This window comes from Novosphingobium sp. GW835-FHT14H07, from assembly GCF_058793515.1.
The window spans coordinates 349,760-366,859 of sequence record NZ_JBXAFX010000001.1 but is presented as its reverse complement, the minus strand read 5'-3'; the positions used below and the strand labels follow the sequence as shown (position 1 = coordinate 366,859).

Below are 17,100 nucleotides of genomic sequence, written 5' to 3'. Positions count from 1 at the left end.
GGCAAGCCGGATCGGCGCGAGATGCGTGAACGCTCAGGCGGGCTGGCGCAGCAGACCTTGCAGCAGCAGTCTGACCTGTGCTGGCGTCTGTTTGCTCATGACCTCGACATAGCCAATGCCTGCCCGCCGCAGAGCTTCCTTCTTCACGGCGTCTCTTGCTGCGGTTTCTGCCCCGAGGTGATGACCGCTGCCTTGAAATTCCACTGCATGGACAGGACGGCAGCTGTCGTCGACGATGAGCAGATCGACGCGCTTGGAATTGATGGCCCAATAGGCATCCTTGTCATCGCTCAACAGGATTTCGCCAAGCGATACCTGACCCATTGCGCGCCAGGTGGGCTTTTCTTCGCTCAAGGTCTTGTCGAGCACGGCGAGTAAGCGCCTTTCCGACTGGTTCAACAGCGGCCTGCTCTTGAAATCGGCCTCCATGACTCGGCGGAGTTGCTCTGCTGCAACTTCTGTCTGGCTCTTGTGGGAGAGCGTGGGGGCCTGGTGTGGACGGTATTTTCGTTCAGCCGATTTTCGACCCCGCCAGAAGGCCCGGCGTTCGGCGCGCTTCAAACCCTCGGCAAAGCGTTCGACCGCGATGCCGATAGCAGCGCCAATGGCGAGGAGGAGGGCAAGTAGGTGCGGCTTGTCTATCAGACTGACGATTTCGGATGGCATGGCAGAGGGATAGGGCAGGGGCAGTAATCGGAATCTTAATGCTGGCCGGGGAACTGCCGTCTTCACCATCCATTGGCTGAGCAACTGGGCGACGATTACGTTCGCTCTTCGGGAAGCATTGGAGAAGGCCATGACGAAAGCTCGCAAGGCGGCAATTGTGCTGGCAGCGGCTGCTGCGACGACTTTGACTGCAGCATGCACGAACAATGGGTATTATGACCGCCCCGGCTATGCGGATGGCTATGGCGATTGGGGTTATTACGATCGAGGGTATTACCAGCAGTATGGCCGGTATGATTACAATAATCCCGATCCGCGCTATGGCGGCTATTATGCCGACCGTTATTATCGCGATAATGCCCGCTATCGCGAGCGCCAGCTTTCCTACGATGACCGGGTCTATCGCGGGCGTGACGGGCGCTATTACTGCCGCAGGTCCGACGGTTCGACTGGACTGATCGTCGGCGGCCTTGGGGGCGCGGCGGCAGGAGCGATCATCGCCGAAGGTGACAGCAAGCCGCTCGGCGCGATCATCGGCGCGATCGGTGGCGCGGCGATCGGTGCGGCAATCGACAGCCGCAATCGCAGCAACGTGCGCTGCAGGTAAGCGATGGATGAACGGTGGGCTCCATGGGGAGCCCACCAGTTCGTCAGGTATTCTTGATATTATCCAGCCCTGCGATCACACCGGGTTTCATCGACGGGTTCGATGCGTTGGGCTTCTTGGGCTTTTCGGCTTTGGGCTTGCGAACCTCGCGGTTCGACTTTTTCTGGCTCTTCGCCATTATCGTTCTCCATGCGGGCGCGTGCCCGAAGGCCTCGCTAGACGCATCGGCCTGTAATAGCGACCTTTAACGCGTCAGTCTTGCCAAGGTCTCGTCCAGCGCAGACAGAAAGCGCGAGCGATCCGCCTTGGAGAATGGCGCCGGGCCTCCGATCACGTCGCCACCGGCGCGCAGATCGGCCATGATCGCGCGCGTGGCGATCTGACTGCCGATGGAGCTTGTGGTAAAGGGTTTGCCAGCCGGAGAAATCACTGCCGCGCCCGCTTTCAGGCACCGGTCTGCCAGGAGTATATCGGCGGTGACGACCACGGCTTTGGAACCTGCCGCTTCGGCAATCCAGTCGTCGGCGGCGTCGAAGCCATCGCTGACCACCACGCGGCGGACAAGAGGATGTACTGGCACGCGGAAGGGTGAGTTGCTGACGACGGTTACTGGCACGTTCCGGCGGAAGGCGACCTTGTAGATCTCTTCCTTGACCGGGCATGCATCGCCATCGACCAGGATGCGCACGGCGTCGGTGGGCGTTTCAGGCATGATCGTCCAGTAGCTTTGCCGGAGCGGGATGGCCACTGTCCGATTAAGTTCGCCAAAGCGCGGGCGGGGTGCTACAAGAGCATCGCTGACGTCGAATTTTGCGACGGACTTCGGCATTGACTACCACGCTGGCGCTTCGGTTCTCGCGGGGCCTTCGACGACGATTTCCTTTCAATTGACGAACCACGCACGGCCCGGCGGCACTTTCGCTTCCGGGCAACACTCGTTCTTGGAAGGAACATCCCATGCCAGTAGGCACCGTAAAATTCTTCAACACCGAAAAGGGCTACGGCTTCATTCAGCCCGACAACGGCGGCGCTGACAGCTTCGTGCACATCTCGGCCGTCCAGGCTGCCGGCATGGCCAGCCTCGATAAGGACCAGCGCGTAAGCTACGAAGTCGAGACCGGCCGCAACGGCAAGGCTTCGGCCGTGAACCTCGTTTCGGCCTGATCGGAACCAACCTCGGCATCGACAGGCAACGGGGCTTTGCAAATTGGCTGAGCCCTGTCATCGCAACGCGATGAGCAACCCTGCCGATGCCGAACTGCAAGTCCGCCTCCGCCGCGCCGCGTTCAACCGCGCGCTGGCGGAGGGGGATCTTGCCGCGATTGCGCCGCTTCTCTCGCCCGATGTGGTTCTGATCACCGGCAGCGACAGTGCAGTCATTTCTGGGCGTAAGGCGCAACTGGCGGCTTGGAAGCGAGATTTCGCGCAAGCTCCTCGAGCCGTCTACGTGCGCAGCACCGATAGCGTGATCGCTTCAGCCGTAGAACCGATCGCCATGGAGCACGGGCGCTGGAGCGCAACTGTTCAGGAATCCGGCGAAGTGACGGCCGCCGGGACCTATGCCGCCAAGTGGCGCAAGATCGGTAACGGCTGGGTTTTGATCGCGGAAATTTTCTTGACGCTCGGCTGAGCCCGCCAATGCCTTCACGACGCGGTTGGCAAGATATTCATAACGATAGCTTCCTGTCGCATTTCCCGGTCCGCCTGAGCCGGCAGATCCGCCTCTTCGTCTTCGATGACCTGGGGGTCAGGCGCAATCTCGTAATCCTCATATTCCGGAAGCGCCTCTGCCGGAGGCAGGTCCTCTGGCTCTTCCCAAGGCTGCTCCCAATAAGCAATACGCATGGGGCGATGGAAAATAGGTGCCGGAGCCACCGGATAACTCTCGTAGGTGACGGCAGTGATTTCGGGATAGGCGTCCGGTCGGGCAGCAGGGTATGGTCGCTCCGGTGAGGGCATGCGCGTCGGTATCGTGCTGGTTGCGGCAAGGCCCAAGCCGGCGCCGATGGCGATCATGACGGTGGCAAAGCGATCGAACAACACGAACCTGGCTCCTGCAACCCTCCCTTGGGGAAGGAATGCCGGAGCGTTGCGGCGGTTCCGGGGCGACCGGTTCGCCCGTCAATTGACAGTGGATCAGCCCCGGCGGGGCCGAGTCCAGCAACCGATCGTCGCGGTCCTGACGTTGGCAACACAGCGCTGGTGCTGACGGCGCGTGCTTGGGAAGGTAACCAGATTCAAAACAGAAAGGGCGCCTCCTGCGGGAAGCGCCCTTTGCTGGGATCAGCGGTGCAGCACGAAGCTGGCCTTGCTCACGGGTGAGGCGCTGCTTGCGAGCTGGCGACTTTGCGTCGAGCCTCTGGGCAGTCCCGTGTTGCGGGGCAGTCAATCGTTGCTGGCAGCAGCCTTGCTGGAGATCTTCTTGACGTCCTTGACGTCGAAGGTGACCGGACGACCGTTGAAGCGGCCGGTGACGGTGCGCTTGGTGACCTTCAGTTCGAAGGGAACCTTGCCGGCATAGGCCGAGCCCTTGAGAACCTTGACATCGCCCTGCTGTTCGGCGGTGTAATCGTACTTCACGCCCTGGTACGTGAACGAGCCGGTTTCCGGTTCGGCAGCAAACACGGGGGTGGCGACGAGGACGGCAGCAGCGGCAGCGAGGATAGTCTTGATCATGGCAATATCTCCTGGAAGATAAGGAAAGATTGCCTTCAGCACCCTTATCTTGTTGCGTTGCAGCATACTAGTCGCGTGCAGTGCGGCAATTGTATTTGCCGTGCTGTCAGTTGCATGATTTGCAACTCGGTGCTTTTCGCCGCGAAAACAGTCGTTTGCCAGAGGTTGCGCCAATCCGGCCATGCCCCTTCATACGTAAGCATGAATAACGATTCGTCGCAGGGATGCCGTCGAATCGAAAGCTACGCTGGCGGGGGGCAACTTGCCGACCCCACGCCTCGGCCGGTCAGCGTTTGCGAACGAATTCGGCCCGCAGGACCAATCCCTTGATGCCGGGATACTTGCAGTCGATCTCCTGCGGGTCGCCCGTCAGCCGGATCGACTTGATCAGCGTGCCCTGCTTCAAGGTTTGCCCGGCGCCCTTGACGTCGAGATCCTTGATCAGGGTAACCTGGTCACCATCAGCCAGGAGGTTGCCGACGGCGTCGCGAACCTCAACGGCGCTGGCGGCTTGGCGCTTTGCCGCGAGTTCGGATGCTGGCAGCCATTCGCCGCTGTCCTCGTCGTAGACATAGTCTTCATCTTCGCTCATCGTTCCCTCCATTCGCGCATCCCCGTGGCACGCGGGGGCGCTGCTTGCCAGCAAAAGCGGCATTCGAGGGAGGATATGCTTGGATCGGACAATCGTTCGCCTGGGACCTGGCGATGCTGACGCAGCGACCGAGACGTTGACTGCTGCCTTCCGTCAAGATCCGGCGATGAACTGGATGTTTGCCAATGATGAATCCCGCGAGCGTCGAATGCCGCAGTTGATCCGCTGGATGTTCCACGATCACCTGCGGCACGGTATGGTACTGGGAACGGCCGGATGTGAAGTCGTCACGCTGTGGCGGCCACCGGGGAGCGTTCATGAGCATGCAAGTCTGACGCCGCCGGCGCTGGTGCGCTTTATCGCGATGCTCGGCACGGCCGTGCTGCGGGCGGAGCGCGCTGACCGGATGATCGGCAAGCATTTGCCGAAGGGTGAGCGCCAGTTCTATCTGCGCATGGCCGGTGTTCGACCTGACAGGCAGGGGCAGGGCCTTGGCGGCCTTGCCATCCGGGCTGGCCTTGCCGAAGCCGACGCTGCGGGGTTACCGGCCGTTCTGGAAACTGCGACGGAGAGCAATGTCGGGCTTTACCGCTCGATGGGTTTTGAACTGATCGAGACTTGGCCCGTCGCCAGAAAGGGCCCGACATTCTGGACCATGGCCAGGCCGGTGCCGTTCAGGTGAAGGCATCGACCATCAGCTTGCCGCCAAGCATGGCCATCAGCAGGTAGATGATGGTGTAGAACCGATCAGGCTTGAGCGCGCGGACGACACGGACAGAGATCAGTGTGGTAAAGACCGCCAACGGGACGAGCAGAGCGGCGGCCACCACCACTTCGTGGGTGAAGGCCCCAAGCATGATATAACTTGGCACCTTGAGCCAATTGATCGCGGCGAAAAGGATCGCGTTGGTTCCGGCATACATCAGGTGCGGAAGCTTGCGCGGGGTGACCCACATCTGGAAGGGCGGACCGCCCGCATGGGCGACCTGGCTGGTAAAGCCGGTGGCCATTCCGAACAGCGCGCCGACCCAGCCCGGAGATGCAGACGCGGCGGCCACGCGATTGCCACGCTCGATCCACAGGCGGTAAAGGCCGAACATGAGCGTGATGCCGCCGAGAACGCCCATGAGTGCCTTCTCGTCGATACTGGCAGCAATGGCCCAGCCGATGCCGATGCCGACCATGGCTCCCGGCAGCATCCAGCCGACGATCCATTTGTCCCAGGCATGCCGGAAGGACCAGACGCTGACGACGTCCTGAACGATGAGGATGGGCAAGAGGATGGCGGCGGCGGTCGATGGCGGAAGAGCCAAGGCGGCAACGGGTGTGCCAAGTGCTCCGAGACCGGAAAATCCGCCCTTGGCCATGCCAACGAGAATGACAGCCACTGCGCAGGCGGCGAGGGTTGCAGGATCGGAAAGGAGCATCTGTCTATCGGGTCCGTGGCTTCCATGGCCATTCGATGACCCCGCCGGCCCACAGCGCAAGCCAGACGAGCACCGGTTGCGCAAACATGCGAGGGACATGATAGGCGAGGCCCGCGCCGTGATCCGACTTTGCCAGATCAATCGCAAAGTGGTTGATGTTGGCCGGGAAGACACACACCGCATAGAGTGCGAGACCGATGGACGCAGCCCGGCGGATCGGCAGGGAAACGCCTTGCGCCAGGCCAACAGCCCCGAGCAGTTCGGCAATGCCTGTCCATAGCACGACAGCTTCGGGGGCAGGGACCCATTGCGGCATGATGATCAGGAACGGGCGGGGCGATGCGATGTGGATCACGCCCGCCGCGAAGTAGAACAGTGCCAGCGCCAGACGGGCAGCGGCGCGGATCATGCGCCGGGTTTCCAGCCGGGCGGGGCGAGGGTGAACCCGGCAAAGTCAAATCCCGGCGCCACAATGCATGAGACAAGCACGTAGCCATGTTCACCGGCGACAGGTTCGGCGGCCTGCCAGTGCCCGGCAGGAACGATCCCCTGCAGATCTTGCGTGGCGAGATCGTTTCCGAGGATCAGCGTCGAGGGTGCAGTTGTGGATTCCGCTGCAGTGTGCAGTGCAAGAGCATCACCCGCCTGCCAGATCCAGATCTCGTCAGCATCGACGCGGTGCCAGTGTGATCTTTCGCCAGCTGCCAGCAGGAACAGGATCGCCGTGCTCGAGGCGCGTCCGCCGCCGACTAAAGGCGCACGCCAAGTTTCCCGGAACCACCCTCCCTCAGGATGGGGCGCGAGGTTCAGGCTGGAAACGATTTCATGCGCGGGCATCACGAAACGGTTGCCCGACATACGCGCTGAGTCAATCACCACAGTGCTGGGATAAGTTGAAGGGGAACAGGAGAAACTTCGGTCCAGCCAAGCGCCGCGATGGCCGTGTTGCTTTCCTTTGCAGTCCTATGTTCGGCGAGCGACCAGGTTAGGTGCCAAGTACCGCCGTCTGGTCTGCCAGTCGTCCCATCAATTGAAACGATATATGCCTCAACCCCTTCAGCATCGTCGACATATCCGACAATTTCAGCACGATGCACCGCTTCTGGCGGGATTGTTCCTGCGACTGACAGAGTCACGTGGTCGGCAATGGCTCGCTCGTAACGAGGCGGGAGGGCGGCGAGGAGGTTTTCGCGCTGGGTTCTGTCCAGCTTCCAACCAAGTGTCATGCCGCCCCCTCGTTCATTTTACTGGGGCGTGGTGAGCGCCCCGGTTACCCAGATGACTGTCAATGCACCGATTGCCAGGACCAGGCTGATCAGCAGGACCCAGCGTACCACGTTGAGGCCTTCGCCCCCGCGAGCCTCCTCGGTGGTGATGTGCGTTTCTTCGCCGCGTCGTTCCATGGCGCTTCTCCTTCGGTAGAACCGTGCTTGGCGACTCTACGCGCAGGCAAGCGCCCTGTTCCGGCAATGCCCCATGGACATGACCGGAACGGTGATTAATTCAGATCAATCAATCGCGCAGGAGTTCGTTGATCCCGGTCTTGCTACGGGTCTGCGCGTCGACCGTCTTGACGATGACGGCGCAGTAGAGCGACGGGCCGGGGGTGCCGTCGGGCAGGGGCTTGCCCGGCATGGCACCTGGAACGACGACAGCATAGGGTGGCACGCGGCCAATGTGGACTTCGCCCGTGGCGCGGTCGACGATCTTGGTGGAAGCGCCGAGGTAGACGCCCATCGACAGCACTGCGCCTTCGCCGACGATAACGCCTTCGGCCACTTCCGAGCGGGCGCCGATGAATGCGCCGTCCTCGATGATGACGGGGCCTGCCTGCAGCGGTTCGAGCACACCGCCGATGCCGGCGCCGCCCGAGATGTGGACATTCTTGCCGATCTGCGCGCAGGAGCCGACGGTTGCCCAGGTATCAACCATGGTGCCTTCATCGACGAAGGCGCCGATGTTGACGAAGCTTGGCATCAGCACCACGCCCTTGGCGATGTGTGCGCCCTTGCGCGCGACGGCACCGGGGACGACGCGGAAACCGGCTTCGCGGAAGCGGTTCTCGCCCCAGCCTGCAAACTTCGAGGGCACCTTGTCAAATGCAGGAGCGCCGCCCGAGCCGGCCTCGATCACTGCGTTGTCGTTCAGGCGGAACGAGAGCAGCACGGCCTTCTTGAGCCACTGGTTGACGCGCCATTCGCCGTCCACCTTTTCGGCAGCGCGGGCCTTGCCGCTGTCGAGCAGTTCGAGCGCGGCCTCAACCACTTCTCGCACAGCATCGCTGGCCGGGGTGACATTGGCGCGGTCTTCCCAGGCGGCTTCGATGGCAGCTTGCAGCTGGTCTGTCATGGCGTTTCTCCGTGCGGGATCGGTATGGAACAAAATTGCGTGGCGACTAGCCGAGCGTTGTCTGATCGGCAAGCGCCGCAATCGTATGATCCAGCCATGCGACGACATCGTCTGTGACCACGTCGATTGCGGCATCATCCTTGGCGCGATCGCCCCAGTCCGTGGCGAGATCGAGCCAGACCGTCTGCATGCCGAGGGCCTTGGCCGGGGCGAGGTTGCGCGCCATGTCTTCGACGAAGACCGAAGTCTCGGGATTGACGCCCAACGCTTCGATCATGCTGGTGTATGCCGTGGGCTCGGGCTTGGGTTTGTAGGCCATGGCGTGGATGTCCCACAGCCCGTCGAAACTGTCGGAAAGATCGAGTCCGGCAAGCACCCTGGCGGCATAGGCATCATCGCCATTGGTGAAGAGGATCTTGCGGCCCGGGAGTTTCGCCAGCCTGTCTGCCAGACGCGGTGCGGCAGCCAGCGGGGTAATGTCGATGTCGTGCACGAAGCCGAGAAAATGGTGCGGATCGGTGGCGTGGTAATGCATCAGGCCTGAAAGGGTGGTGCCGTGATCGTGGAAGTAGAGCTTCTGCACGCGCCGAGCCTCCAGCTCGTCGCAGCCGAGCAGTTCCTTGATGAACAGGCCCATGCGCTCATCGATCTGATCGAACAGCCGGGTCGATGGGGGATAGAGCGTGTTGTCGAGATCGAAGATCCAGCAGTCAACAATCGTGGGATCGAAGGGCATTTGCGCATTCCAGTCCGGAACTGTGTCATTCGGCATTTACGGCCAACGGGTTATCAGCAAGACTTGGGCAAAGCTACCGGAGCCGGGGTGCGGTGATGTCGGAAATTCGCTGGTTTGGTTACGCCGCAGTGGCCGCGCTGGCTGCTGGATTGGCGGCATGCGGAGGGGGAGGCAGCGTCTCCAGCACGCCCGCGCCTGCGCCGGCCCCGACGCCCACCCCAGTCCCAACGCCAACTCCCACGCCAACCCCCACTCCCACTCCGGTCAATTTCGATACCGCAGAGTATCGCCGGTCGGATGGGCCTTCGCTTCATGGCGCGATCACGGCCTGGCAATCGGGCGCGAGTGGGGCAGGGACCACGATTGCCATCGTCGATTCCGGTATAAATACGTCCAATACCGAGTTTGCCGGAAGGATTGCCTCATCATCGACCGACGTGGTGCAATCGCGCGGATTGGACAACGCCGACGATGATCACGGGACGCAGGTTGCCCTGACGGCAGCAGCGGCCCGCAACAATTCAGGGATCGTCGGCATCGCCTGGGGCGCAACGATCCAGATGCTGCGGGCCGATACGCCGGGTTCGTGCGCGGCGTCGGATGGCTGCACTTTTGCCGACAGTGCGATAGCGGCGGGCATTAATGCTGCGGTCGCCTCGGGCGCAAAGGTCATCAATCTTTCGCTCGGTGGCGATCTTGCGAACTCGACCCTGCGGTCGGCTGTTGCCCGGGCGGCCGCAGCGGGCGCGGTGATCATCGTTTCAGCGGGCAACGACGGCGACAGCACCGATGCTGGGATTGATCCCAACAACCCCGATCCCTTTGCGCAATCGCTGCTCCTGGCGGGCGGCAACAACGTGATCATTGTCGGCTCGGTCAATGCCACCGGCGTGGCTTCGGCCTTCAGCAACAAACCGGGAAGCTCGGCGGCGTCGGTGCTGATGGCGCAGGGCGAGGACGTCTGCTGCGTGTACCAGGGCAGCCAGATAAAGACCGAGACGAATGCGCAGGGAACATTCGTGACAGTGGTCAGCGGGACAAGCTTTGCCGCGCCGCAGGTTTCAGGCGCGGCCGCATTGCTGGCGCAGGCTTTCCCGAACCTGACCGGCACCCAGATCGTCGACCTGCTGCTGCGGACCGCGCGCGATGCGGGGGCGACGGGGACGGATACGATCTATGGCCGCGGCATTCTGGACATTGCGCGGGCGTTTTCGCCGCAGGGGCAGACCGGGTTGGCGGGGACGCAGGTGGCAGTGTCGCTTGACAGCCTTGCAGGCACGAGCAGCGGGGCGATGGGGGATGCCTTGGCCGGGGCTTCGCTCGGCACGGTAATGCTGGATGGCTACCAGCGGGCTTACAGGCTGAACCTTGCGGCGGGCTTGCGCTCAGGCCAAGCGAGGTTGCCTTTGCATGAAGCGCTGGCGGGGGGCGGCAGGCCGGTGGCGATGGATGCTTCCGGTTTTGCGCTGGCGTTTACGGTGGACCGGCGCTTCGGGGCGGTGCCCTTGCGACTGGCGCCGGGTGAGGGGCAGCAGGCGCGGGTGCTGGCGTCCTCGGTGGTGACACGGCTGGACCGGTCGCTCGATCTGGCGCTGGGCTGGAAAGTGAGCGCGGAGAGCCTGACCGCGAGGTTGCAGCAGCGGCACGAGCCGCAGTTCCTCGTCGCGGGGATGGCGAGTGGCGTGTTCACGCGGCCCGAGACGGGCATGGGGGCGCGCTATCGGTTGGGGCGTATGGGGCTGACGGTTTCGGCGGAGCGCAGTGTGCTGGTGCGCAGCGATCCGCTGCGAGAACGGCGCGAGGACCGGATGACGCAGTTTGGCTTGGCGCTGGATGGCGGGCAGGGTGGCGCGTTGGATTGGCGGCTCGGCCTTGGCCTGATGCGTGAGGAGCGCACGGTGCTGGGCGCGCGCTTTGCCGATGCGCTGGGCGGCGGCGGGGCGACGACGGCGACGGTATCGCCGGGGCTTGGCTGGCGCTTCGGGGATGGCTGGGCGCTGGGGGCGACGGGCAGCCTGGGCTTCACGCGGATCGACAGCGGGGCGGTGGCGACAAGCGGCTCGCGGCTGGTGTCGTCCTCATGGAGCGTCGATCTTTCGCGCGAGGGCGTGCTGGCGACCGGCGACCGCCTGGCCTTCCGCCTCTCGCAACCCTTGCGGGTGGAGCGCGGTGGGCTGGACCTCGACCTGCCAGTGGCGTGGGACTATGCAACGCAGAGCGCCACTTTCGCCCGCGTGCCGCTGTCGCTGGCGCCGAAGGGGCGTGAGCTTGACGCGGAACTGGCCTGGGCGACGGCGCTGTGGGGTGGGGACGCCTCGGCCAGCGTGTTCTTCCGCAAGGAGCCGAGGCATTTTGCCAAAGCGGGGGGGGATGGCGGAGTTGCGGTGCGGTGGTCGCGGGGGTTTTGAGTAGGTTGAGCGACACACGCACGGTAATTGGTGTTTTGCACTATTGGTGGTTAGCTGGCTGTCGTGTCTGATAGCATGAGGGACTGATGGAAGAGCGCTACTTACCCCCGTCTGACTTCCTCCAAGCTGTCATCAACGAGGATGTGCCATTTGGCGAACACGATTTTGGCGAGAAGAACCTTGCCCGCCTGATCGAAATGACGCGGGATGCAGATCCGGCGAACCGCGACTGGGCAACTCTTTTGCTTTCGCAGCTGGGGATGGATCGGCCCGATGTTCGCGCGGCCTTGGTAAAGGCAGCAGAAGATGAAAATTCGGCAGTACGTGCCGAGGCCATCCTTGGCTTGGCGCAAATGCATCGCGGGTTGGCACTGCCGCTTTTAAGAAAGGAACTTAAGGGCTGGCACGTGAACATGCCACTACTTGAAGCGGCGACGATCGTTGCAGATGTGTCGTTGGTGGAGGATCTCGAAGCCTTCGCTGAGCCCTCCGGTAACAAGCTGTTAGACCAGATGGTTGTCGATGCGATCAACGCGTGCCGCCCGGTTTGATTACTAACAAAAACTGGCGAACCAGACGTTTAGACAACTCCGGTATGCTCCGGAAATTTCTAAACTGGCGCCACGATCCTCACCCCTGCGGCACCAAATGCCGCAACTTAGCACCTTCACCATCCTCAAGCACATATAGCGTCCCATCCGGTGCCTGCTCGATCTCGCGGATGCGGTTGCCGAGGTCTATGCGTTCGAGTTCGGTGGCTTTTTCGCCTTCGATCTTCACGCGGACGATTCCGCCTGAGCCCAGACCCGCGATCAGGGCCTGGCCTTGCCATTGGGGGAAAGCCGAGCCTGTGTAGAAGATCATGTTGCCCGGCGCGATGACGGGGTTCCAGCTGATCGCGGGCTGGGCGAGGTCGGGGCGGGTCTTGTTGCGAGGGATCGGCTTGCCGTCGTAATGGTCGCCGTCCGATACCAGCGGCCAGCCGTAGTTCCTGGCCGGTTCGACGTGGTTGATCTCGTCACCGCCGGCAGGGCCGTGCTCGATGTCCCATAGCCGGCCATCGGGCGAGAAGGCGAGGCCGAGCAGGTTGCGGTGACCGTAGGACCAGATCTGTGCCGAAACGCCGCCCTTGCCCGCAAACGGGTTGCCTGGCGCAGGAGTGCCATCGGGCAGGAGGCGGATGACCTTGCCGAGGTTCGCGTTCAGGTCCTGCGCGGGCGTGAACTTCTGCCGGTCGCCGGAGGTGATGAACAAGTATTTGCCATCGGGCGAAAAGGCGATGCGATGCGAATAGTGGCCGCGCCCGGTGACCTTGGGAAATTGCCGCCAGATGATGCTGAGGTCCTCAAGGCGTGGGGCGAGGCGGGGGGCATCGCCCATCACCAGTCTGGCGCGAGCGACGACTGCGCCGCGCGTATCGTTCTGACCCGCTTCCGCCCAACTCAGATAGACCATTCCGCTCTGCGCGAAATCGGGCGCGGCGACGACATCGCCAAAGCCGCCTTGTCCGCCGTAATCGACCGTGGGGGTGCCCGAGATCTCGACGGTCTTATCGGTGCCTTCGGTCCAGAGCTTGAGCTTGCCCTTCTTCTCGGTGATCAGCGCCTGGTTGGTGCCGGGAAGGAAGGTCATCGCCCAAGGCTCGTCGAACGTGGCGACATCGGTGATCGCGATGCCCGCTGTGGAAGGGTCAGCGCCCTGGGCAGAAATCGATGAGCCGCAGCTTGCGAGGAGCAGAGCGAGAGGCGATAGCGAGCGCAGGATCGGATTCGTCATGCAGCCCACAATGCCTCTGAACGCCAGTTGTGCCACCTCCTTTTCGTCCATGGTCACCATCGGCGTGGACGAGGCGGGGCGGGGGCCGCTGGCCGGACCGGTCGTGGCGGCGGCGGTGGTGCTGTGCAAGCCGCGCCCTTCGGGGCTGGACGATTCCAAGAAGCTGAGCGCGGCGCGCCGCGCGGAGCTTGAGGAGAAGATCAAGCGGCGCTGCCGGTGGGCGGTGGGTGTGGTCGAGCCCGAGGAGATCGACCGGCTCAACATCTTCGGCGCGACGATGCTGGCCATGACGCTGGCGGTGCAGGCGCTATGCGAGCAGATCGCGCATGACGAAGGCGTGGGCGAAGTGCTGGTCGACGGCAACCTCACGCCGCACGGCCGTCGCCCGGAATGGTGCTGGCCGGCGCGGCCCATCGTTGGCGGTGATGCCCTCGAGCCGTGCATTTCGGCGGCCTCGATCATCGCCAAGGAACATCGCGACCGGATCATGCGCGAGGCGGCGCTGATGCATCCACATTACGGTTGGGAGCGCAATGCGGGCTATGGCACGCCCGAGCATCTGGCGGCACTGCGCGAGCATGGGCCGACGCCATTGCACCGACGCAGCTTTGCCCCGGTGGCGCAGTTGCAGCTGCTCTGACGAAAAAATTTGCCGGTGAGTCCGTCCGGGCACACCACTAGATGTTGAGTCCTCCACCGCCAGCCAGACTCAACATGTCGAAATAGACTCGTTTCGTTCTCATCCCTGATGGCGCGCGACTCGCCGGAATCTGGCGAGTCGCGGCTTGACGGCGAGTCTCCGATGACTCAAACGGTGCCCTTATCCACAAGGGGTCAGGGACAAGATATGGCAGTTGCAGTCAAGGAACGCGCGAAGGCTTTGCGTGCGGCGCCTGCAAAGGTGCTCAAGGCAGATGTTGCGCTTCCGGTGAACCAGATCTTGCGCGGTGACTGCATTTCGGAAATGCGCAAGCTGCCCGATGCCTCGATCGACATGATCTTTGCTGACCCGCCCTATAATCTCCAATTGGGCGGTGATCTGGCGCGGCCCGATGGCAGCCATGTCGATGCGGTGACCAACGACTGGGACAAGTTCTCGAGCTTTGCCGTCTATGACCAGTTCACGCGCGAGTGGCTGACCGAGGCGCGCCGCCTGCTCAAGCCCGATGGCTCGATCTGGGTGATCGGCAGCTATCACAACATCTTCCGCGTCGGCACGATCCTGCAGGACCTCGGCTTCTGGATCCTCAACGATATCATCTGGCGCAAGGCCAACCCGATGCCCAACTTCAAGGGCACGCGCTTTACCAATGCGCACGAGACGCTGATCTGGGCGTCAAAGAGCGAGAAGTCGAAGTACACCTTCAACTACCGCGCCATGAAGACGCTCAATGATGAACTGCAGATGCGCTCGGACTGGGTCCTGCCGATCTGCTCCGGCCCCGAACGCCTGCGTCGCAACGGCACCAAGGCTCACCCGACGCAGAAGCCCGAGGCGCTGCTCTATCGTGTGATGCTGGCAACGACCAACAAGGGCGATGTGGTGCTTGACCCATTCTTCGGCACGGGCACGACAGGCGCGGTGGCCAAGCGCCTGGGTCGCGACTGGATCGGCTGCGAGCGCGAGGACGACTACATCGAAGTGGCACAGGAGCGCATCGAACTGGCGCTGCCGCTTGACGAATCTGCGCTTGTTACGATGCAGTCGAAGCGCACGGCGCCCAAGGTTGCCTTCGGTGCGCTCGTTGAGAGTGGCTATCTGGCCCCCGGCACCCGCCTGACCGCCAAGAAGGGCAAGTTCGAGGCAGTGGTGCGGGCTGATGGTTCGCTTCAGGCAGGCGCGGAGATCGGTTCGATCCATGGGCTTGGTGCAAAGCTGCAGGGCGCGCCATCGTGCAATGGCTGGACCTTCTGGCATGTCGAGCACGAGGGCGAGGTGAAGCCGATCGACGCGCTGCGCCAGTTGTACCTGCTCGCCGTCGAGGATTGATGCCTCGCGTCTATATCCGTCCGATCGCGTTCGCCGACAGTCCGCAAGAGGAAGATGGCGAGGCGATCAGGCTGGGCGGGGGCCTGATCTACGCCAGCCGCTTTGTCCTGATCGTGCGCGAGGGCGGAAAGGTGGTCTCGCGGCAGAGGTTTGGCGCGGGCGATGTTCAGAAGGCAATTGCCACCTTGCCCGATGCCTTGGCCGCCGATGCAGCGGAGCAATGGGACAACTTGCGCTGCACGCACGCGCCCATCGCCTGCGGGCAGCGGATGGTGCGGTTCGATCAGCCGGTGGTGATGGGTATCCTCAATGTGACGCCCGACAGCTTTTCCGATGGTGGCCAATTCCTCGACAAGCCTGACGCCGCGCTTGAGCACGCCCACGCGATGCTATCAGCCGGGGCGGGGGTGATCGACGTCGGTGGTGAATCCACCCGCCCCGGCGCCGCGGCGGTGTGGGAAGGCGACGAGGCAAAGCGCGTGGTGCCGGTGATCGAGCAGCTTGCGGCAGCAGGCGCAGCGATTTCCATCGACAGTCGGCGCTCCTCGGTAATCGAGGCGGCGCTGGCGGCAGGGGCACACATCGTCAACGATGTTTCGGCTATGCGTCATGACGCCCGGACGACCGAGATCGTGGCTCGTTCCGGGGCTCCGGTGGTGCTGATGCATGCGCCTGGCAACGACGGCGATCTGCATGCCGATGGCGACTACGCCGACGTTGTGCTCGATGTGTTCGATGCCTTGCGCGAACGCCGTGACGCAGCCGTCGCGGCGGGGATTGCGCGGGAGAAGGTCCTGCTGGATCCCGGCATAGGCTTTGGCAAGTCGCTCGCGGAGAACCTTGCGCTGATCAACGCCCTGCCATTGTTCCATGCGCTTGGTCAGCCGATCCTGTTCGGGGCCAGTCGCAAGCGGATGATCGGGGCGCTTTCCAACGAGGTGCCAGCCCATCAGCGCATGGCCGGTTCGGTCATGCTGGCGCTCAAGGCGATGGATGCCGGCTGCCAGATGGTGCGCGTGCACGATGTGGCCGAAACCGTGCAGGCCATGCACGTCTGGCGCGGCCTGCGCGATGCGGCGCTGACGGATTTCAGCCAGCTTGCCTAGAGCGAGACGCCGCCATCGCTGACCAGGCAGGTGCCGGTGATGGTCGCTGCTGCGTCGGACAGCAGGAAGCCGATCTGCGCCGCAACCTCATCCGCGCTGGCGAAGCGCCCAAGTGGCGTGGCGTCCTTTGCCATTGCGGCAAGCGCTTCGGCGCGTCCACCATGCTGTTCGATCAGAGGTGCGAACCATTCGGCGCGGTCCCAAATGCCAGTGTCGACGCCGCCCGGTGCGATGGCGTTCACCCGCACGCCGTACGTTGCGGCTTCGGCAGCCGCGACCTTTGCCAGCTGGATCGTCGCGGCCTTCGATGCGGAATAGGCCGCGGTTCCGGCGGCTGCCTTGATGCCGGAGACCGAGGCCGTCAGCACGACCGCTCCGCGGTTTGCCCTCTTCATGGCGCGCAAGGCGGTACGCAGCGAAAGGAACATGCCGTCGAGGTTGACCGACAGTGTCTTGCGCCAGGCCGTAATGTCGAGATCAGTGATCTCGCCGTTGCTGGCGATACCGGCATTGAGCACGGCGTAATCGATCCGAGGCACTTCGCGCTCCAGCAGTTTCCAGAGCGAGGGATCCGAGACGTCGCCGCCAAAAGGATGGACCTTGCAGGACAGGCCCAGCCGGTCGAGCGCTGGCCTGTCAATATCGACCAGAACGAGCTCGCCGATCCCCTGCGCATCGAGCCAGCGCGCGGCGCTGGCTCCTATCCCCGCGGCGGCACCGGTGACAAGCGCGACGCAACCTGCAAATTCCTTATTTCCCGTCATGCC

At 63.1% G+C, this 17,100-nt stretch carries 24 protein-coding genes; 9 read left to right on the top strand and 15 right to left on the bottom strand.

Features of this window, described 5'->3' with window-relative positions; all coding sequences use genetic code 11:
* Positions 1-33: 33 nt before the first annotated feature.
* Positions 34-798, bottom strand: coding sequence for a DUF2726 domain-containing protein (locus tag AC1Q5P_RS01770; RefSeq protein WP_492517961.1), 765 nt, complete (start codon positions 796-798; stop codon positions 34-36).
* Here AC1Q5P_RS01770 and AC1Q5P_RS01765 point away from each other — a divergent pair.
* A complete protein-coding gene (locus AC1Q5P_RS01765) occupies positions 797-1,273 on the top strand; it encodes a surface antigen (RefSeq protein WP_039332062.1) in 477 nt (158 codons plus the stop codon). The two genes, AC1Q5P_RS01770 and AC1Q5P_RS01765, sit on opposite strands and share 2 nt — an antisense overlap.
* Before the next feature lie 43 nt (positions 1,274-1,316).
* Here the strand turns inward: AC1Q5P_RS01765 and AC1Q5P_RS01760 are convergent, their stop codons facing one another.
* Both AC1Q5P_RS01760 and AC1Q5P_RS01755 read right to left on the bottom strand, forming a co-directional pair.
* A complete protein-coding gene (locus AC1Q5P_RS01760; RefSeq protein WP_255355085.1) occupies positions 1,317-1,451 on the bottom strand; it encodes a hypothetical protein in 135 nt (44 codons plus the stop codon).
* A 66-nt stretch (positions 1,452-1,517) separates the two neighbouring features.
* Positions 1,518-1,985, bottom strand: a complete 468-nt coding sequence (locus AC1Q5P_RS01755) for a YaiI/YqxD family protein (protein ID WP_039332376.1) — start codon at positions 1,983-1,985, stop codon at positions 1,518-1,520.
* A gap of 245 nt (positions 1,986-2,230) precedes the next feature.
* Between AC1Q5P_RS01755 and AC1Q5P_RS01750 the strand changes: the two genes are divergently transcribed.
* Complete coding sequence (locus AC1Q5P_RS01750) at positions 2,231-2,437, top strand: cold-shock protein (RefSeq protein WP_039332064.1); 207 nt, start codon at positions 2,231-2,233, stop codon at positions 2,435-2,437.
* Positions 2,438-2,507: 70 nt separating this feature from the next.
* Positions 2,508-2,903 carry a YybH family protein gene (locus AC1Q5P_RS01745; RefSeq protein WP_039332066.1) on the top strand — a complete coding sequence of 132 codons (396 nt, stop codon included), beginning with the start codon at positions 2,508-2,510 and terminating at the stop codon, positions 2,901-2,903.
* A 14-nt stretch (positions 2,904-2,917) separates the two neighbouring features.
* Here the strand turns inward: AC1Q5P_RS01745 and AC1Q5P_RS01740 are convergent, their stop codons facing one another.
* From AC1Q5P_RS01740 to AC1Q5P_RS01730, 3 genes are all read right to left on the bottom strand, one after another.
* Complete coding sequence (locus AC1Q5P_RS01740; protein ID WP_039332067.1) at positions 2,918-3,316, bottom strand: hypothetical protein; 399 nt, start codon at positions 3,314-3,316, stop codon at positions 2,918-2,920.
* Between the two features lie 342 nt (positions 3,317-3,658).
* Positions 3,659-3,949: a hypothetical protein gene (locus AC1Q5P_RS01735; RefSeq protein WP_039332377.1), complete on the bottom strand. Its 291-nt coding sequence runs from the start codon at positions 3,947-3,949 to the stop codon at positions 3,659-3,661.
* Between the two features lie 286 nt (positions 3,950-4,235).
* Complete coding sequence (locus AC1Q5P_RS01730) at positions 4,236-4,541, bottom strand: alkylphosphonate utilization protein (RefSeq protein ID WP_062346733.1); 306 nt, start codon at positions 4,539-4,541, stop codon at positions 4,236-4,238.
* A gap of 79 nt (positions 4,542-4,620) precedes the next feature.
* Here AC1Q5P_RS01730 and AC1Q5P_RS01725 point away from each other — a divergent pair, with 79 nt between their 5' ends.
* Positions 4,621-5,223, top strand: a complete 603-nt coding sequence (locus AC1Q5P_RS01725) for a GNAT family N-acetyltransferase (RefSeq protein WP_492517960.1) — start codon at positions 4,621-4,623, stop codon at positions 5,221-5,223.
* Here the strand turns inward: AC1Q5P_RS01725 and AC1Q5P_RS01720 are convergent.
* From AC1Q5P_RS01720 to AC1Q5P_RS01690, 7 genes are all read right to left on the bottom strand, one after another.
* Complete coding sequence (locus tag AC1Q5P_RS01720; RefSeq protein WP_492517959.1) at positions 5,216-5,968, bottom strand: sulfite exporter TauE/SafE family protein; 753 nt, start codon at positions 5,966-5,968, stop codon at positions 5,216-5,218. The two genes, AC1Q5P_RS01725 and AC1Q5P_RS01720, sit on opposite strands and share 8 nt — an antisense overlap.
* Positions 5,969-5,972: 4 nt before the next feature.
* On the bottom strand, positions 5,973-6,377 hold the full coding sequence (locus AC1Q5P_RS01715; protein ID WP_039332073.1) for a DoxX family protein: 405 nt from the start codon (positions 6,375-6,377) through the stop codon (positions 5,973-5,975).
* Entirely contained in the window at positions 6,374-6,805 is a 432-nt protein-coding gene (locus AC1Q5P_RS01710; RefSeq protein ID WP_039332381.1) for a cupin domain-containing protein, read from the bottom strand. Before AC1Q5P_RS01710 ends, AC1Q5P_RS01715 begins: the two co-directional genes overlap by 4 nt.
* A 35-nt stretch (positions 6,806-6,840) precedes the next feature.
* Complete coding sequence (locus AC1Q5P_RS01705) at positions 6,841-7,194, bottom strand: hypothetical protein (protein WP_492517958.1); 354 nt, start codon at positions 7,192-7,194, stop codon at positions 6,841-6,843.
* Between the two features lie 18 nt (positions 7,195-7,212).
* Complete coding sequence (locus tag AC1Q5P_RS01700) at positions 7,213-7,371, bottom strand: hypothetical protein (RefSeq protein ID WP_169745699.1); 159 nt, start codon at positions 7,369-7,371, stop codon at positions 7,213-7,215.
* Positions 7,372-7,480: 109 nt separating this feature from the next.
* Complete coding sequence (gene dapD, locus AC1Q5P_RS01695; RefSeq protein ID WP_039332075.1) at positions 7,481-8,317, bottom strand: 2,3,4,5-tetrahydropyridine-2,6-dicarboxylate N-succinyltransferase; 837 nt, start codon at positions 8,315-8,317, stop codon at positions 7,481-7,483.
* Between the two features lie 46 nt (positions 8,318-8,363).
* On the bottom strand, positions 8,364-9,053 hold the full coding sequence (locus AC1Q5P_RS01690) for a pyrimidine 5'-nucleotidase (RefSeq protein WP_492518001.1): 690 nt from the start codon (positions 9,051-9,053) through the stop codon (positions 8,364-8,366).
* 95 nt (positions 9,054-9,148) lie between these two features.
* Between AC1Q5P_RS01690 and AC1Q5P_RS01685 the strand changes: the two genes are divergently transcribed.
* Positions 9,149-11,461: a S8 family peptidase gene (locus tag AC1Q5P_RS01685; protein ID WP_492517957.1), complete on the top strand. Its 2,313-nt coding sequence runs from the start codon at positions 9,149-9,151 to the stop codon at positions 11,459-11,461.
* Positions 11,462-11,547: 86 nt separating this feature from the next.
* On the top strand, positions 11,548-12,012 hold the full coding sequence (locus AC1Q5P_RS01680; RefSeq protein WP_193826681.1) for a HEAT repeat domain-containing protein: 465 nt from the start codon (positions 11,548-11,550) through the stop codon (positions 12,010-12,012).
* Between the two features lie 79 nt (positions 12,013-12,091).
* On the opposite strand, the gene AC1Q5P_RS01675 is transcribed toward AC1Q5P_RS01680, so the two are convergent.
* Positions 12,092-13,237 (bottom strand): PQQ-dependent sugar dehydrogenase, encoded by a 1,146-nt coding sequence (locus AC1Q5P_RS01675; RefSeq protein WP_492517956.1) that lies wholly within the window; start codon positions 13,235-13,237, stop codon positions 12,092-12,094.
* 49 nt (positions 13,238-13,286) lie between these two features.
* On the opposite strand from AC1Q5P_RS01675, the gene rnhB reads away from it, so the two are divergent.
* The 3 genes from rnhB to folP all read left to right on the top strand — a co-directional run bounded on the left by rnhB (position 13,287) and on the right by folP (position 16,333).
* The gene (gene rnhB / locus AC1Q5P_RS01670) at positions 13,287-13,877 is read left to right on the top strand and encodes a ribonuclease HII (RefSeq protein ID WP_492518000.1); all 591 of its coding nucleotides are present in this window, start codon (positions 13,287-13,289) and stop codon (positions 13,875-13,877) included.
* Positions 13,878-14,084: 207 nt separating this feature from the next.
* Entirely contained in the window at positions 14,085-15,227 is a 1,143-nt protein-coding gene (locus AC1Q5P_RS01665) for a site-specific DNA-methyltransferase (RefSeq protein WP_305082404.1), read from the top strand.
* Entirely contained in the window at positions 15,227-16,333 is a 1,107-nt protein-coding gene (gene folP, locus AC1Q5P_RS01660; protein WP_492517955.1) for a dihydropteroate synthase, read from the top strand. The genes AC1Q5P_RS01665 and folP overlap by 1 nt, the downstream gene beginning before the upstream one ends.
* Here the strand turns inward: folP and AC1Q5P_RS01655 are convergent.
* The gene (locus AC1Q5P_RS01655) at positions 16,330-17,097 is read right to left on the bottom strand and encodes an SDR family NAD(P)-dependent oxidoreductase (protein WP_492517954.1); all 768 of its coding nucleotides are present in this window, start codon (positions 17,095-17,097) and stop codon (positions 16,330-16,332) included. The two genes, folP and AC1Q5P_RS01655, sit on opposite strands and share 4 nt — an antisense overlap.
* Positions 17,098-17,100: the final 3 nt, after the last annotated feature.

Bases quoted from the DNA above. Each gene is read 5' to 3' on its own strand.
- AC1Q5P_RS01765 (WP_039332062.1), top strand. From the start codon at position 797: ATGACGAAAGCTCGCAAGGCGGCAATTGTGCTGGCAGCGGCTGCTGCG.
- AC1Q5P_RS01770 (WP_492517961.1), bottom strand. From the start codon at position 798: ATGGCCTTCTCCAATGCTTCCCGAAGAGCGAACGTAATCGTCGCCCAG.
- AC1Q5P_RS01760 (WP_255355085.1), bottom strand. From the start codon at position 1,451: ATGGCGAAGAGCCAGAAAAAGTCGAACCGCGAGGTTCGCAAGCCCAAA.
- AC1Q5P_RS01755 (WP_039332376.1), bottom strand. From the start codon at position 1,985: ATGCCTGAAACGCCCACCGACGCCGTGCGCATCCTGGTCGATGGCGAT.
- AC1Q5P_RS01750 (WP_039332064.1), top strand. From the start codon at position 2,231: ATGCCAGTAGGCACCGTAAAATTCTTCAACACCGAAAAGGGCTACGGC.
- AC1Q5P_RS01745 (WP_039332066.1), top strand. From the start codon at position 2,508: ATGAGCAACCCTGCCGATGCCGAACTGCAAGTCCGCCTCCGCCGCGCC.
- AC1Q5P_RS01735 (WP_039332377.1), bottom strand. From the start codon at position 3,949: ATGATCAAGACTATCCTCGCTGCCGCTGCTGCCGTCCTCGTCGCCACC.
- AC1Q5P_RS01730 (WP_062346733.1), bottom strand. From the start codon at position 4,541: ATGAGCGAAGATGAAGACTATGTCTACGACGAGGACAGCGGCGAATGG.
- AC1Q5P_RS01720 (WP_492517959.1), bottom strand. From the start codon at position 5,968: ATGCTCCTTTCCGATCCTGCAACCCTCGCCGCCTGCGCAGTGGCTGTC.
- AC1Q5P_RS01715 (WP_039332073.1), bottom strand. From the start codon at position 6,377: ATGATCCGCGCCGCTGCCCGTCTGGCGCTGGCACTGTTCTACTTCGCG.
- AC1Q5P_RS01710 (WP_039332381.1), bottom strand. From the start codon at position 6,805: ATGCCCGCGCATGAAATCGTTTCCAGCCTGAACCTCGCGCCCCATCCT.
- AC1Q5P_RS01705 (WP_492517958.1), bottom strand. From the start codon at position 7,194: ATGACACTTGGTTGGAAGCTGGACAGAACCCAGCGCGAAAACCTCCTC.
- AC1Q5P_RS01700 (WP_169745699.1), bottom strand. From the start codon at position 7,371: ATGGAACGACGCGGCGAAGAAACGCACATCACCACCGAGGAGGCTCGC.
- dapD (WP_039332075.1), bottom strand. From the start codon at position 8,317: ATGACAGACCAGCTGCAAGCTGCCATCGAAGCCGCCTGGGAAGACCGC.
- AC1Q5P_RS01690 (WP_492518001.1), bottom strand. From the start codon at position 9,053: ATGCCCTTCGATCCCACGATTGTTGACTGCTGGATCTTCGATCTCGAC.
- AC1Q5P_RS01685 (WP_492517957.1), top strand. From the start codon at position 9,149: ATGTCGGAAATTCGCTGGTTTGGTTACGCCGCAGTGGCCGCGCTGGCT.
- AC1Q5P_RS01680 (WP_193826681.1), top strand. From the start codon at position 11,548: ATGGAAGAGCGCTACTTACCCCCGTCTGACTTCCTCCAAGCTGTCATC.
- AC1Q5P_RS01675 (WP_492517956.1), bottom strand. From the start codon at position 13,237: ATGACGAATCCGATCCTGCGCTCGCTATCGCCTCTCGCTCTGCTCCTC.
- rnhB (WP_492518000.1), top strand. From the start codon at position 13,287: ATGGTCACCATCGGCGTGGACGAGGCGGGGCGGGGGCCGCTGGCCGGA.
- AC1Q5P_RS01665 (WP_305082404.1), top strand. From the start codon at position 14,085: ATGGCAGTTGCAGTCAAGGAACGCGCGAAGGCTTTGCGTGCGGCGCCT.
- folP (WP_492517955.1), top strand. From the start codon at position 15,227: ATGCCTCGCGTCTATATCCGTCCGATCGCGTTCGCCGACAGTCCGCAA.
- AC1Q5P_RS01655 (WP_492517954.1), bottom strand. From the start codon at position 17,097: ATGACGGGAAATAAGGAATTTGCAGGTTGCGTCGCGCTTGTCACCGGT.